Origin of the sequence: Nocardia sp. NBC_00511, assembly GCF_045161165.1 — a bacterium.
Lineage (GTDB): Bacteria > Actinomycetota > Actinomycetes > Mycobacteriales > Mycobacteriaceae > Nocardia.
In genome coordinates this window covers 4,990,374-5,004,529 of sequence record NZ_CP107849.1, presented here as the reverse complement: position 1 = coordinate 5,004,529, position 14,156 = coordinate 4,990,374, and the positions used below count along the sequence as shown (strand labels likewise).

Genomic DNA, 14,156 nt, shown 5'->3' with positions numbered 1-14,156 from the left:
CGACCCCATCGGCGGTCCATCGGATCGGTACAACCCTCCGGCAGCGTAATACGGACATCGATCAGGCAGCGCGCAGCGAGCGGCCGATCAGCACCCGGAGCAGCCGGGAGAACACGGGCCGGGCGAGGAAGGTGACCGGGGCCAGCCGGATGCCGGGGAAGCCCGCCGGTGCCACGGCGATGGTGTACGTGACGGCGCTGCGCTCCGGCCCGAGGTCTTCGAGGCGAAGTCGCTCGGCGATGGCGCGAATGCCCGGCAGCGGAATCTCCCCGATGAAGAACGACATTTCGCGGTCGGTCTCCACCCGGGTGACGAATTCATTGCTGAGCAGCAGCGGGCCCAGGCCCAGTCGGCGGCGGGAGCCGGGACCGTGCGGCGCGGGGGTCTCCCATTCGGCGGATACGACCGGCAGCCAGCCGAAGTCCTCCACCTCCCGCCACAGCCGGGCGGCCGGTACATCGAATTCGGCGCGGCCACTGAGGATCAGGGGAGCCCGGTCATAGAAATCGGAGGAGGCATCGACGATCTCCGGATGAAAAACCATGGGGTGGTGCACCTTTCGGCGAGAATCGGGCAGCTACCCGTGGGTCGCTGCCGCGCGGGCGGTGATCAGGTCGCGGAAGGCCGCGATGACCTGGTTGTGGTACTCGCGGATCAGGATCTCGACGATCGACAGATCGGCCGGACCGGATCCGGTCTCGAATTCCCGGATATCGCCGAGCCGCTGCACCAGCAGCAGGTGCCCGGCCGGTTCGACGGGTTCGTAGAAGGCCTGTGCTACTTCGGGGATGGTGATCAGCACCTCGCCGAGGGTGTTGAACAGGCTGAGCACACCGGGCTTGCCGATGGCGACGAAGGCGCAGCGCAGCAGGTGCAGTTCGGCCGCCATGATCACGCCCAGCGGCGAATCTCCCGCTGCCACCAGCGATTCCATCTGCGCGGCCGCCTCGACGACCTGACTGAGGTCGTAGCGGTCCGGGTCGGCGGCGTAGGTGCGCATCGTCTCCATGATCAGCAGGTGATCGATGTCGATGATGTCGGCGAATAGTTCGGCGGCCTGCTCGGGGACCCGGTGCGCGAACCGGAACAGATACCGCCAGGTGTCGATGCCGCCGAACACGCGGATGTCGCGGACCGTATAACCCAGGCCGCGACGGGGTTCGGCGAAACCGAGCGCGGCCAGCCTGCCGAGCGCGCTGTTGGCGGTGGGCGTACTGGATCCGAATTCGGTGGCCAGCACGCGCACCGACGGCAGCAGCTCACCCGGCTGATAGCCGCCGCTGGCGATCCGATAGGCCAGCTGCTCGGTGATCGCGTCCACGACCGTCGGCTTCGACCCGGCGCGCTCGCCCCGTGCGGGGGCCTTCCGGCCGGTAGCCGAGCGGGTGGCAGCGGTCGCCGCACCCGCCCGGACGTACGAGGTCATCACTGCTCCAAACGGTTTCGCGCTTACGAGGTGGCAGCGAGCGGTGCGTCGGCCTGGACCGGAGCGGTCTCGTAGCTGTAGTCCTCCAGCGGGAACTTGCGGTTGCCGCGCCGAGCCTCGAAGAAGCCGGAGGGTCGCAGATAGGTGCTGTCGCCCTGCGAGTTCCGGTAGTAGGTCGGCACGTGCCCGTTGAGCTCGTTGAAGTAGAACCGCACAGGTTCGTTGCGCTGGTACACCTTCCGGTGATACGCGTCCATGGCGTCCTTGCGGACCTCGATCACCTTCGCACCGCGGCGCACGCCCTCGCTGATGGCGCGCACGGCATGATCGGAGGTCATCTCGACGAAGGCGTGCCAGCCGGAACCCGTCCACGAGTACGGCCCGACCAGCGTCCACCGGTTGGGCAGCCCGTGCACCGAGACGCTCTCGTACGCCTGCAACCCCTCCTCGTTGTAGAACTTGCCGAGGTCGAATCCATTGCGGCCCAGGATGGTTCCGGGCCGGTAGGTCTCCGGGTCGGAGAACACCTCGTACCCGGTGGCCAGGATGATCATGTCGAATTCGCGCTCGACGCCGTCGCGGGTCCGGATGCCCTTGGGTGTGATGGTCTCGATGGGATCGGTCACCAGCGCGACATTGTCGCGGTTGTACGCCTTCAGGTACCCGTTGGACATGGTGGGGCGCTTGGCGATCACGCCGAAGTTCGGCGTCAGGCCCGCGCGGGTCTCGGCGTCGTCGATGATCAGCCGCAGATACCGCTCGTAGGCCTTGATGGTGATGGCGTCGAACCGGGTCATCACCTTCTTGCTGGTCTCCACCGGTGCGCCGACGGCCAGCCGCAGCACCAGGTCGACGACGACCAGCACGATGCCGTTCATAGCGGCCTGCAATCCGGGCACCGCCAGCACGCGCTTGCCGAATTCCGGCATCACGAAGTCCGGCTTGGGCACCGACCAGACCGGGGTGCGCTGGAACACCGTCAGTTCCCCGACCTCGGGTGCGATGGACGGAATGATCTGCACCGCACTGGCTCCGGTGCCGATGATGGCCACCTTCTTCCCGGCGTGATCCCAGTCGTGGTCCCAGCTGGAGGGTCGCTGGTACTTGCCCTCGAACGCTTCCCGGCCGGGAATGCCCGCCTCCTCCTTGGGGCGCACGAACGCGCCGACCGCGCTGATCAGGAACCGGGCGGTGATGTCGTCGCCGGAGCCGGTGTGCAGCCGCCAGTACTTGTTGGTCTCGTCCCATTCCTCGCGCACCACGTTGGTGCCGAAGCGAATGTGCCGGTAGAGCCCGAACCGTTCCGCCACGTCCTGGTGATACCGCTTCACCTCCGCCCCGTACGGGAACACCCGGCTCCAGGTGGCGTTGCGGGCGAAGGAGTACTGGTACGCGATGGCCGGAATATCAACGCCGATACCGGGATAGCTGTTCTCGTGCCAGCTGCCGCCGACATCCTCGGCACGTTCCACGACGACGAAGTCCTGTAGTCCGGCCTGCTTCAGCTTCACCGCGGCCGCGAGCCCGCCGGGGCCCGCGCCGATGATCGCGGTCTGGAAGTCGGGTTCAGCCTTGGCGACGGGCTTCTTGGCGGTGCGGCGCTTGGGTTTCGGAGCGGTCATGATCGAAAGTCCTTCTGGGAGAGAGCGGTCAGCGGCGGATGGCGACGGTGAGCACGTCCGGCACCGGGCGGCTGTACCAGGGCCGCCGCACCGGGCGCTGCTCGGCGAGTTCGAATCCGGCGGCCGTGATCAGCTCGACCATCTGCCGCGGTGACGGGGTGGCGGCCGGGCTGAGCCGGGCACCCGTCAGCCGCTGCACCGGCGCGGCCCATCGGGCCCGCAGATTCAGTGCGTCGATGGCGAGCAGTCCGCCCGGCCGCAGCACGCGCTGGAATTCCGCAAGTGCCGCAGCCTGATTGAAGAAATGGAACGCCGTAGTTGTGATCACCGCGTCCACCGACTCATCGGGCAGCCCCAGTCGCTCGGCAGGCTCGTTGCGCCACTGCACCAGCGAGCTGCGCTGCCGCGCCTTGGCCAGCATGCCGGGGGACATGTCGATCCCGTACACCACCTCGGTGTCGAGCTCCTTGGCCATGCGCGCGGTGAGAATTCCGGTGCCGCAACCGATATCGATGATGCGACGGGAACCGTAGCGCTCCAGCAGCGAGACCATCTCGTCCTGCGGCGGCAGGTACACGACGCGCTGCAGGGTGCGCTGATCGTAGGCGCGGGCGGCCACCGAGAAGAAGGCGGCGATGCTGCGATTGAAGCCGCGGCGTGCGTCCAGCGCGACCGAGGTGGCGGTACTCATGACAGCTCCTGATCGGTTCGGGCGGGCACGTTGCGCAGCCCGCGCCGGGTGGGAACGGCGCGCAGCAGGGATCCCGCGCGGTCGGAGGCGCTCAGGCCACGCCCGAGCTGTTCGATCTCGGGCCCGGTGGCGACCCGCATGATCGCCCGGTGCGCGGTCGGCGAAAGCCGGGACAGCCCATAGGAAAGCCACGCCTCGGCCCGGATCGGCCTGATCGCCTGATTCCGCTTGATCGCCGACACGATGTGCCGTCCGGCCTTGTCCGGGTCCATGGCGATCAGCGCCATACTGCGGGCCACCGCCTCCTTGATGACATCGGTCTGCCCGTCGGTCATGGTCGCCATCTCCGCGGTCTCGGCGAGATTGGTGGCGATCAGGCCCGGGCACACCGCCGTGACACCGATACCGTGCGGCGCGAATTCGGCACGCACGCAATCGCTGAAGTGTTTGACCGCCGCCTTGGACACGCAGTACGGGGTCCCGAGCCGGTAGGGCGCGAAAGCCCCCATCGACGCGATATTCACCAGATGTCCGCCCCGCCCGCGCGCCACCATGCGCGCGCCGAAGATACGGCAGCCGTGGATCATCGCCATGGTGTTGACGGCCATGATGCGCTCGAAATCCTCGAGCGGGACATCGAGAATCGGCCCGCCGACGAGGATCCCGGCATTGTTGACCACCACGTCCGCCACCCCGAATTGGTCCTCGACGTCGAGGGCGAACTGTTCGAGGGCCGCCGTGTCGGACACGTCGATCCGGTAGGCGGCCGCTGTGCCCCCGGCCGCCCGGATGATCTCGGCGGTCTGCTCGGCTCCAGCTATATCGAGGTCGGCGACAACGACTTTCGCGCCCTCTGTAGCCAGCGCCTTGGCGGTCCCGCGGCCGATGCCGCTGCCCGAGCCGGTCACTACCGCGACCGTCGAATCCAGCTTCCTCATACCGTCGGCTCCCCACCGTGCGCGCCCAGCAGCCGCTCGATCTCCGGTGTCTCGGCGGGATTGCCGACATCCTTGACCGGCATCCGGGCGACGAGCGCGGAGACGCGAGCGGTGGCGTCGGGCCGGGCCAGGTACCTCCGTCCGAAGTTCTCGAGTTCCGGCCCCATCGTTGCTCTCGCGACACCGCGCCAGAGCCCGGGAGCGACCCGCCCGATGGCTTGAAAGGCGTACGCCTCCGGCCGGATCGGCCGAATCGGCAGGTTGCGGACCATAGCGTCGACCACGATCTGCCCGGCCCGGTCGGGTTGCATGCCGAACCTGGCCATCAGCCGCCGTGTCGCGACCCGGCCGATGTCGACCTGCTCGTCCTCGATGCTCGCGATCGCGGCGGTATCGGCGAGGTTGGTGGCGATCAGGCCGGGGCAGATGGTGGTGACCCCGATGTCGTGCTGCGCGAACTCGGCGCGAATGCAGTCGCCGAAATGCTTGATCGCGTACTTGCCGATGCTGTATCCGCTGGTGAAGCGGGCGGGTCCGAAGGCGGCGAGCGATGCCACATTGGCGAGTCGTCCGCCCCGCCCGCGCTCCACCATCTGTGCGCCGAAGATGCGGCAGCCGTGGATCATCGCCATCATATTGATGTCGATGATCCGGGCGAAGTCCCGCTGCGGCGTATCCAGGAACGGTCCGCCGACCATGATCCCGGCATTGTTGAGCACCGCGTCGGGCACCCCGTGCTCGGCCCGCACCCGGGCTCCGAAGTCCTCGAGCGCCGCGGTATCGGAGACGTCGATCGTGTAGGCGACCGCCGACCCGCGTGCCGCCTCGATGATCGCGACCGTCTCGTCGGCATGCGCCCGATCAATATCGGCGACAACGACTTTCGCGCCGAGCGCCGCGAACGCCTTCGCGGTGCCGCGGCCGATGCCGCTGCCCGCGCCGGTGACCACGGCCAGTTCGGGATAGAAGGGCTTGTTCGACATGTCTGCTCCGAATGCGGTTCAGGCGGCGCTGGGCCGGGATTGCTGAGTCGTGCTGTCCGCCAGGCGTTCCCGGATGAACTCACCGATGACGCCGATGGCCTGCCGGGCGTCCGGGAGAATGTCCGCACCGGCCTGGAAGACGTGGATGGCCCGGTCCCACACCTGCATCCGGCACGGCACTCCGGCCTGCTCGCAGCGATCGGCCAGCTGATGCGAGTCGGCCAGCAGCACCTCGGTGGAGCCGACCTGTAGCAATACCGGTGGCATGCCCGCGAAGTCGTGGTTGACCGCCGACCAGGCGGGGTCGAGCCTGCCGTCGCGCAGCAGGCCGAACTGTGCGGGAGTATCGAGGGCCCGCGCACCCAGCATCGGATCGAGCGGGTCATTGGGGTGGGCGTAGCGCAGTGTGGAGTCGTAGTTGGCCCACGGGGCAATGCCGACGATGCCGCCGGGTATCGGAAGTCCGCGTTCGCGGGCCGCGAGGGCGAGGCGGAAGGCGAGTCCGCCACCGGCGGAGTCGCCTGCGACGATCACGCGCTCGGCCGGAAAGCCCTGTGCCAGTAGATGTTCGTAGGCTTCCACGCAGTCGTCGATGGTCTCGGTGACATGCGCCTTGGGCAGCTGGCGGTAGTCGACCTGGAAGACCGGCGTGGCGGACGCCTTCGCGATGCGGGAGACCAGGCGGCGATGCGAGTTGAGCCCGCAGGCGACCAGCCCGCCGCCGTGGAAGTAGAGGATCGCGGCGTCGGTGTTCACCCCGGGGTCGAAAGTGCCGCGCTGCCAGACCCATTCGGCGCGGAAGCGGGGGAACTCGACGCGCCGCACCCGGGTTCCGCGAATGGGCACCAGTGGTGCGAGCAGGGGATCGAGCAGGTTGCTGAGGTGGAAGATCCGGACGTCGCCGACCGGGATTCCGCGCCAGGCCAGGCCGACCAGTGCGTTCATCCCCATTCGTAGTACCGCGTAGGACAGCGGATGCGCGACGCGCAGGACCCAGCTCGCCCGGCGTGGATATTCGATCGTCACGGTCGACGGCAGGTTCCGGTCTCCGGTGAGCGCCTGCGAATCGGTACGCATGCTGCAACTCCTTCTCAACGGCAACTCCGCCGTTGTCTGCACTGTGTTACACAGTATATGCTGTCTGGGACGCTTGCAAGAGTTGCTCTAGAGCGGAGCGGGAAGTCGGCAGAGTCCGATCTTCATGGTGTGCGTCAGGGCGTTTCCGCACCCGCGAAAACGCTCGAAACAGCTGCTCGAAGTGGCTTTTTGTGATCAAGCAAGAAGTCTTGTCGGCACTGTGTTCTACAGTGTAGCGTGGCTGGGACAGTAGCACGACGATGTGCGAATTCGAACCGGGGTAGACATGGCCAAATTCGAAAACAAGCTGGTAATCGTGACTGGGGCAGGCAGCGGCATCGGCCGCGCCACCGCGAAACGCTTCGCCGTTCAGGGCGCCCGGGTGATCGTGAGCGACCTCAACGGTGAGACCGCCGAAGCCACCGTGGGCCAGGTCGCGGCCCTCGGCGGCACCGCGTTCCCGTACGCCGTGGACGTCTCGGATGTGGATGCCATGGAGAAGTTCGCCGAGAGCGTGCACGACGCACACGGCGAACCGACGGTCGTGGTCAACAACGCGGGGTTCACCACCGCCGGTCCGTTCCTCAATCACACTGTGGCGGACTGGGATCGGATCATGGGCGTCAACTTCTGGGGCGTCGTGCACGGCAGCCGCCTGTTCGGCCGCCAGATGATCGACGCCGGACACGGCGGCCGCATCCTCAATGTCACCTCGCCCGCCGCGGTGCTGCCGATTCCGCTCTCGACCGCCTACTGCACCAGCAAGGCCGCGGCGCAGATGTTCACCGAATGCCTGCGGCTGGAATTCGCCGGGACCGGCATCGGCGTCACCGCCGTGCTGCCCGCCTTCATCAACACCGGCTTCTACCCCAACGCGCAGGTGGTCGAGACCGAGGGCAAGTCGGTCGGCCGCGGCAAGAACCTCTCGGTGCTGGCGGCGCAGATCGTGGCCCGCAGCCCGGAAACGGTGGCGCGCAATATCGTTCGCATCGCCGGCCGCAATCCCGCGATCGCGCCGACGCCGTTCGAATCCCGGCTGGCCTGCACCAGCGCCCGGGTCTCCCCGGCGGGCGCGCGGCTGGCGGCCCGCATGATGGACATCGATTCGCTGGTTGGCCTCGTTGATCGGCTGCTGCCCGCCACCGCCGTCCGCAAGCTGGACGAGGCCGCCGCGCGCGCGGTGTCCCGGGCGTGAGCGCGAATCGCCAGAGGAGCACGAGTATGTCGAACAACGTGAATTACCAGGGTGAACTGGCCATCCGGCCCACCACCGGCCTCGATCAGTGGTGGGGCAACCGGCACTTCCCGTTCCGGCACTACGCGTTCACCACCCGCCCCGCACTGGTGGCGGCGCGAGATCGCCAGCCCGCCATCGCCTCGGTCTAGCCAACGGCTGGGACGCCCGCGACGGCGGGCGTCCTTTTGCCCGAAATCAACTGTGACGCAGCACCTATCGCAATACCTGAAGTGACGCGAGTAACCCGGGGGAGTGGAGTGGTAATGACGGACACGATCGAAAGGCCGCCCGGCCGTGAAGGATTGACACGTATCGCGCGGCGCAACGTGTCGGATACCACCCTGTCGGGCCTGCGCACCTTTGGCCGGGTCGTCGCCATGTCAATCGAATCGGTGATCGGCGCGGTCACCGATGTGGTGACCGGTCGCTTCCAGTGGCGCGAAATGCTGCGCCAGTGCTGGTATCTCGTCACCGTCACCGCGATTCCGGCCGTGCTGATGGCGGTGCCGTTCGGTGTGGTGGTGTCGGTGCAGGTGGGCAATCTGATCCACCAGGTCGGCGCGGATTCGCTGCTGGGCGCGGCGGGCGGCATGGGCGTCATCCAGCAGGGCGCGCCGATGGCCACCGGGCTGCTGCTCGGCGGCGCGGGCACCGCCACCATCGCCGCGGATCTGGGAGCGCGCCGCATCCGCGACGAGATCGACGCCCTCGACACCATGGGGATAAGTCCGTTGCACCGCTTGGTGATTCCGCGCATGGTCGCCATGCTGATCGTCGCCCCGCTGCTCAATATCCTGATCATGTTCACCGGTGTGCTGGCCGGGTACGCCATGGCCACCGGGGTGCAGGGCGTGACGCCCGGTAGCTACTGGGGCACCTTCGGGTCCTTCGCCTCCCTCAATGACGTCTACATCTCCATGTTCAAGGCGGCGCTGTTCGGCTTCATCGTGGTGATCGTGGCCTGCCAGCGCGGGCTGGAAGCCAAGGGCGGCCCGCGGGGTGTCGCCGACGGCGTCAACGCCGCGGTGGTGCTGGCGGTGCTCGCCATCGCCGTGGTGAATGTCGGCATCACGCAGCTGACCACGATGTTCCTGCCGGTGAGGATCGCCTGATGGCCGCGCCGTACGTGCCGCTGCGGCTGGGCCGGGTGTACCGGGTGGTCCGGGAACACAATCCGATCCTGGGCCCGCTCGACTCGCTCGGCTTCGTGCTGGGGTTCGTGTGGGAGGTCTTCGCCTCGATCCCGTTGACGCTGCGCAGGTATCGCGCCCAGACCATGCGCGCGATCACCGATCTGACCTGGGGGCGCGGTTCGATCATCGTGGGTGGCGGGACGGTGCCGGTGCTGGTGGTGCTCGGTGTCGCCATGGGCGCGGGTGTCGGCATCGGTGCCGTCCCGGTGCTGGACATGCTGGGCATGGGTCCGATGACCGGGGTGGTCTCGGCCTTCGCCAACACCCGCGAACTGGCCCCGATCGCGGCTGCCGTCGGATTCGCGGCACAGGCGGGCTGCCGTATGACCGCCGAGATCGGTTCCATGCGGATCTCCGAGGAGATCGACGCCATCGAGTCGCTGGGGTTGAAGTCGGTGCCGTTCGTGGTCACCACCCGGCTCATCGCCGGAGCGGTCACGGTGGTGCCGACCTTCCTGGTGGCGTTGCTGCTGAGCTACCTGTCCTGCTCGGCGGTGGTGCTGGTGGTGCACGGTCAGTCCAGCGGCGTCTACAACCACTACTTCTTCGAATTCGTCAGCGGCCGTGACATTCTCGCGGCGGTGGTCAAGGTGCTGGTGTTCAGCACCGCCGTCATCCTGATCCACTGCTATCAGGGCTTCTTCGCCACCGGGGGACCCGAGGGCGTCGGCATCGCGTCGGGCCGGGCGGTGCGGGCCAGCTTCATCTCGATCATCACGCTCGACATGGTGCTGACGATCCTGCTGTGGGGCATCAATTCGTCGATCACGTTCACGGGGTAGCGCGATGCCGTCATATGGAATGCCGGGAGTCGCCACCAGCCCGCGCCGGTCGCGGATCCTCGGATTGGGTGCGGCGCTGCTGGCGGTGGTGCTGGTGATCGGCTGGCAGATCACCGACCGGGTGCAGACTCCCAGCGACATCCGGATCCAGTTGCGCACCAACGGTGTCGGCGACGGCGTGATCCCCGGGGCCGAGGTGCGGCTCAATGGGATCAAGGTCGGCGCGATCGCCGCCATCGCCGGTCAACCCAACGGACAGCAGCTGGTCACCCTGACCCTGGATCCGGCCCAGACCTTCGGGCTCACCGACACCTTCGACGTCGACTACGCGCCCTCGAACCTGTTCGGGATCAGCGAGCTCACCCTGAAACGCCGCGACGGCGGAACACCGCTGCGCGGTGGGGAACTGGTCGATCTCACCGGTGCGGGCCGGGTGCAGGACGTGACCATGGGCAAGCTGCTGCGGCAGCTGTCCACCACGGCCACCGACGTTTTCACCCCGCAGCTGGCCGAGCTGCTCACCGACTCCAGCGCGGATCTCGCCGCCTTCACCCCGCTGATCCGGGCCATGGTCACCGTCGGCCGAGCGGTCGCGGACAGTCAGCGCTACCCCTCGTCGTTCCTGATCGAGCAGTACGCGTCGTTCCTCAACGGGGTGGGCAAATTCGCAGACGGCACAGTGGAATTGGTGAACGACGTCTACCACATGGACGTGCTGCGCAATGATCGCGCCAAGTTCGACGTCGGGGTCGGGCTGGTGGTCGATCAGCTGTTCCCGATGATCGCGAACCTGGGCTGGACGGCCCAGAAGAACCTCAACGGCTGGAGCGACGGCCTCGCGCCGATCCTCAGCGGGTTGGCGGCGATGGTGCCCAATCCGCAGCAGAGCAGCGCGGATCTCACCGAGCTGCTGACCCGCCTGGACGCCTCGTTCCGCAACACCCCCGACGGACCGCAGCTCGGGCTCGACGTGGTGCTGCGCGGGGTGCCCGCGCTGTCGGTGCCGCTGCTGGGCGGTAGACCGCTGCCCATCGCCCAGGCGGGCGGCCACTGATGGGGGAGAAGACGTCGCTGCGCGGAATCGCCTGGCGTTTCGGACTTTTCGCGGTGATCATGATCGTGCTGCTGGTCGGCGTGGTGCAGGCCATCCAGCGGCCGGTGGCCGGTGGCGGGCGCACTTTCGAGGCGCTGTTCACCGACGCGGGCGGTCTGAAGACCGGTTCGGACGTGCGCATGTACGGGGTGGCGGTCGGCAAGGTCACCAAGATCGAACTCGCCGGTGCGAACGCCCGGGTCCGCTTCAGCGTGCAGTCCGATCGGCCGGTGTACGACACCAGCCGATTGGCCATCCGCTACCAGAACCTCACCGGCCAGCGGTATGTCGACATCCAACAGCCCGACAAGGCCGGGAATCCGGCCACCGCATCGACCATCATCGGCCTCGAGCACACCACCGGATCCTTCGATATCACAGCGCTTTTCAACGGACTCGAACCCGCGCTGAAGGAGTTCTCGCCCGAGGCGGTCAACCAACTGGCCGTCAACGCGCGCGCCGTGCTGGAGGGCGACGGCAGCCGCATCGGGGCGACCCTCGACGCGGTCGGCACGCTCAGCGCCTACGCCACCGATCGGCAGGCGGTGATCTCGTTGCTGCTGCACAACTTCAGCTCCATCGCCGACCAGATCGGCGGCAAGTCGCCGGAGGCCGGGATGCTCATCCAGGGTCTCTCGGATGTCTTCGTGAACCTGCAGAAACAGTTCGACGGGCTGATGGACGCGGTGAACGTGGCCCCGCCCATTCTCGGTGCGCTGAACAATCTGCTGGCGGCCCTGGGCTTCACCCAGCCCGGCAATCCCGATCTGGATGCCGATGTGCGGCAGCTGTTTCCGGATCCGCAGCAGGCGCTCGACACCCTGGGCAAGCTGCCGGCACTGCTGCAATCGCTGATCGCGGTCATTCCCTCGCGTACCGGCGGCGTCAACCTGAGCTGCGCGCACGGTGCGGCCGAGCTGCCGCCGATCGCGAATATTCTCGTTCGGGGGCAAAGGATTTCGGTATGCAAGAACGGCTGAGACCGGCCTGGCGGGGGTTCGTCGACTTCCTGCTGGGCAACGACCGGCACGAGGGGAACGTGCGTAGGCGGCAGCTGGTGCTCGGCCTCGGCGGCCTGCTGACCGTGCTGGTGCTGATGGCTGCCAGCGCCGTCATCTACTTCCTGCCCATCGGAAAGTCCACCTACACCGCGATGCTCACCGAGGCCGGAGCGTTGAAGACCGGCGACGAGGTCCGCATCGCGGGCATCCAGGTGGGTTCGGTGACCTCGATGGAGCTGTTCGACGACGCGGTGCGGATGAAGTTCACCGTCGACGACGGCATCTTCCTCGGCGACCAGACCACCCTGAACGTCCGCATGCTCACCGCCATCGGCGGTCACTACGTCGCCGCCTTCCCCGCCGGTCGGAACGCACTGGGCGACAAGCCGATTCCCGCCGACCACGTCACGCTGCCCTACAGCCTCGCGCAGGCGCTCCAGGATTCCGCGCAGCCGCTGGCGGCCATCGACGGAAACACGTTGCGCGCCAATATCGACGCCCTCTCCGCCGCCATGGCCAAGAGTCCCGGATCGATCGGTGAGGTCACCAATGCCATGGCCTCCTTCGTGGATGTGGTGAACAAGCAGAACACGGAGGTCAACCGGGCCCTGGACGTGGCCGACGAGTACATCGGGCTGCTCGGCGACTACCGCAAGACCATCGGCGCGATGCTGTCCAAGATCGGGATCATGGAGACCACGGTGCTCGACCGCCGCGCCGAGGTGACCGACGCGCTGCGCATCGTCACCGAATTGCTCTCCCGCATCGCCGCCATCGAACCCACCTGGCGTTCGCAGCTGGAACCGTTGCTGGACAAGCTCTTCGAGGCCAAGCCGCAGCTGGATCAGCTCGGGCAGCGGCTGGGGGAGGTGGCGGGTTCGATCCACGATCTCGGCGCTCGCATCCAGGGACTGGCCGCACCGCAGGGTGGTCTGTCCATCGACCAGTCGGGGCAGACGGTCTCGGCCGACGCCGCGTTCTGTATTCCGGTGCCGGGGAAGGACTGCTGATGCTGCGAAGATTCGTCGCCTCGCGCGCCTTCGTCTCCGTCCTGGGCGGTGCGCTCGCCGTGGTGCTGGCCGCCGTCGGCGCGGTGTTCTTCCTGAACCCCTTGCAGAGGACCGTCGGCTACTGCGCGCTCATGCCCGACGCCATCGGCCTCTACACCGGCAATGACGTGAAGGTGCGCGGCATCAAGGTCGGCACGGTCACCGCGCTGCGTCCGGAAGGCACCGGGGTGCGCGTCGACTTCACCGTCGACGCCGCGCATCCGCTGCGCGGCCAGGTCAGCGCCACCACGGTTTCGGACACCATCGTCGCCGACCGTGATCTGGCGGTGCTCGGCACCAAGGGCGCGGACTGGAATCCGGGCTCCTGCATCACCAAAACCGTGACGCCCAAGAGCCTTACGCAGACCTTCAGCGCGCTGTCGAAGGTGGCCGACGAGATCCAAGGCGGCGACGATCCGGCGCAGCGCGACCGCGTCAAACAGGCGATCACCCTCTTCGATCAGGCCACCGCGGGCACGGGTCCGAAGATGAACGACACCATCCAGCAACTGGCCGCCGCACTGCGCAGTCCGGACGCGGCGATCGGGCATATCGGCTCGCTCATCGACAAGGTCAACGATCTGACCACCAGCGTCGCCAACGGCTGGGGCGGCCTGCGCGAGATGCTCAACGGGTTCGCGCCCATCCTCCAGGTCGTCAACGACGTGTGGGATCAGGTGGTCGAGATCGTCAATGCGATCAAGACCATCCTGCCGTGGCTCAACGACATCACCGTCAAATACGGCGGGCCGATCCTGCGACTGCTCGACGGCAGCGTCCCGTATGTGCAGCTGCTCGGCGCGAATGTCGGCAGCCTGCAACAGCTCATCGACATGATCCCCTCGATCGGATCGATCTTCCGGTCCGTGACCGACCCGCAGACCGGGCGGGTGGCGGTGGCGTACGCGCCACCGCGTGTGGCATTGCCCGACGCGGAAGCCGAGCAGGTGTGCGCGGCATTGAACGCCCTCGCACCCGGGCACTGCGACGCCCCCGCGAACGGGATGACCGGCGTGGACCTGATGCCCATCGTGCTCGGATCGGCAGGTATGAAATGAGATTCG

15 protein-coding genes are annotated in these 14,156 nt (G+C 67.4%); 8 read left to right on the top strand and 7 right to left on the bottom strand.

The genetic code is table 11. The features are described 5' to 3' along the window. Positions 1 to 61 precede the first annotated feature (61 nt). The 7 genes from OG300_RS23510 to OG300_RS23480 are packed head-to-tail and all read right to left on the bottom strand — an operon-like array spanning position 62 to position 6,737. Entirely contained in the window at positions 62 to 544 is a 483-nt protein-coding gene (locus tag OG300_RS23510; protein WP_405485001.1) for a hypothetical protein, read from the bottom strand. A gap of 33 nt (positions 545 to 577) precedes the next feature. After that, entirely contained in the window at positions 578 to 1,426 is an 849-nt protein-coding gene (locus OG300_RS23505) for a FadR/GntR family transcriptional regulator (protein ID WP_405484999.1), read from the bottom strand. A 23-nt stretch (positions 1,427 to 1,449) separates the two neighbouring features. Beyond that, positions 1,450 to 3,048 carry a flavin-containing monooxygenase gene (locus OG300_RS23500; protein WP_405484997.1) on the bottom strand — a complete coding sequence of 533 codons (1,599 nt, stop codon included), beginning with the start codon at positions 3,046 to 3,048 and terminating at the stop codon, positions 1,450 to 1,452. Positions 3,049 to 3,076: 28 nt separating this feature from the next. Continuing rightward, positions 3,077 to 3,739, bottom strand: coding sequence for a class I SAM-dependent methyltransferase (locus OG300_RS23495; protein WP_405484995.1), 663 nt, complete (start codon positions 3,737 to 3,739; stop codon positions 3,077 to 3,079). Continuing rightward, complete coding sequence (locus OG300_RS23490) at positions 3,736 to 4,677, bottom strand: SDR family NAD(P)-dependent oxidoreductase (RefSeq protein WP_405484993.1); 942 nt, start codon at positions 4,675 to 4,677, stop codon at positions 3,736 to 3,738. The genes OG300_RS23495 and OG300_RS23490 overlap by 4 nt, the downstream gene beginning before the upstream one ends. Beyond that, complete coding sequence (locus OG300_RS23485) at positions 4,674 to 5,660, bottom strand: SDR family NAD(P)-dependent oxidoreductase (RefSeq protein WP_405484991.1); 987 nt, start codon at positions 5,658 to 5,660, stop codon at positions 4,674 to 4,676. Before OG300_RS23485 ends, OG300_RS23490 begins: the two co-directional genes overlap by 4 nt. Before the next feature lie 18 nt (positions 5,661 to 5,678). Then, positions 5,679 to 6,737 carry an alpha/beta hydrolase gene (locus tag OG300_RS23480; RefSeq protein WP_405484989.1) on the bottom strand — a complete coding sequence of 353 codons (1,059 nt, stop codon included), beginning with the start codon at positions 6,735 to 6,737 and terminating at the stop codon, positions 5,679 to 5,681. Positions 6,738 to 7,053: 316 nt separating this feature from the next. Between OG300_RS23480 and OG300_RS23475 the strand changes: the two genes are divergently transcribed. The 8 genes from OG300_RS23475 to OG300_RS23440 all read left to right on the top strand — a co-directional run bounded on the left by OG300_RS23475 (position 7,054) and on the right by OG300_RS23440 (position 14,150). Next, positions 7,054 to 7,932: an SDR family NAD(P)-dependent oxidoreductase gene (locus tag OG300_RS23475; protein WP_405484987.1), complete on the top strand. Its 879-nt coding sequence runs from the start codon at positions 7,054 to 7,056 to the stop codon at positions 7,930 to 7,932. A 26-nt stretch (positions 7,933 to 7,958) separates the two neighbouring features. Beyond that, positions 7,959 to 8,123: a hypothetical protein gene (locus OG300_RS23470; protein ID WP_405484985.1), complete on the top strand. Its 165-nt coding sequence runs from the start codon at positions 7,959 to 7,961 to the stop codon at positions 8,121 to 8,123. A 114-nt stretch (positions 8,124 to 8,237) separates the two neighbouring features. After that, on the top strand, positions 8,238 to 9,086 hold the full coding sequence (locus OG300_RS23465) for an MlaE family ABC transporter permease (RefSeq protein WP_405484983.1): 849 nt from the start codon (positions 8,238 to 8,240) through the stop codon (positions 9,084 to 9,086). Further along, positions 9,086 to 9,949, top strand: coding sequence for an ABC transporter permease (locus OG300_RS23460; protein WP_405484981.1), 864 nt, complete (start codon positions 9,086 to 9,088; stop codon positions 9,947 to 9,949). Before OG300_RS23465 ends, OG300_RS23460 begins: the two co-directional genes overlap by 1 nt. 4 nt (positions 9,950 to 9,953) lie before the next feature. Beyond that, positions 9,954 to 11,003, top strand: coding sequence for an MlaD family protein (locus OG300_RS23455; RefSeq protein ID WP_405484980.1), 1,050 nt, complete (start codon positions 9,954 to 9,956; stop codon positions 11,001 to 11,003). Next, positions 11,003 to 12,022 carry an MlaD family protein gene (locus OG300_RS23450; protein WP_405484978.1) on the top strand — a complete coding sequence of 340 codons (1,020 nt, stop codon included), beginning with the start codon at positions 11,003 to 11,005 and terminating at the stop codon, positions 12,020 to 12,022. Before OG300_RS23455 ends, OG300_RS23450 begins: the two co-directional genes overlap by 1 nt. Then, positions 12,007 to 13,053, top strand: a complete 1,047-nt coding sequence (locus OG300_RS23445) for an MlaD family protein (protein ID WP_405484976.1) — start codon at positions 12,007 to 12,009, stop codon at positions 13,051 to 13,053. Before OG300_RS23450 ends, OG300_RS23445 begins: the two co-directional genes overlap by 16 nt. Then, on the top strand, positions 13,053 to 14,150 hold the full coding sequence (locus OG300_RS23440; protein WP_405484974.1) for an MlaD family protein: 1,098 nt from the start codon (positions 13,053 to 13,055) through the stop codon (positions 14,148 to 14,150). The genes OG300_RS23445 and OG300_RS23440 overlap by 1 nt, the downstream gene beginning before the upstream one ends. Positions 14,151 to 14,156 lie beyond the last annotated feature (6 nt).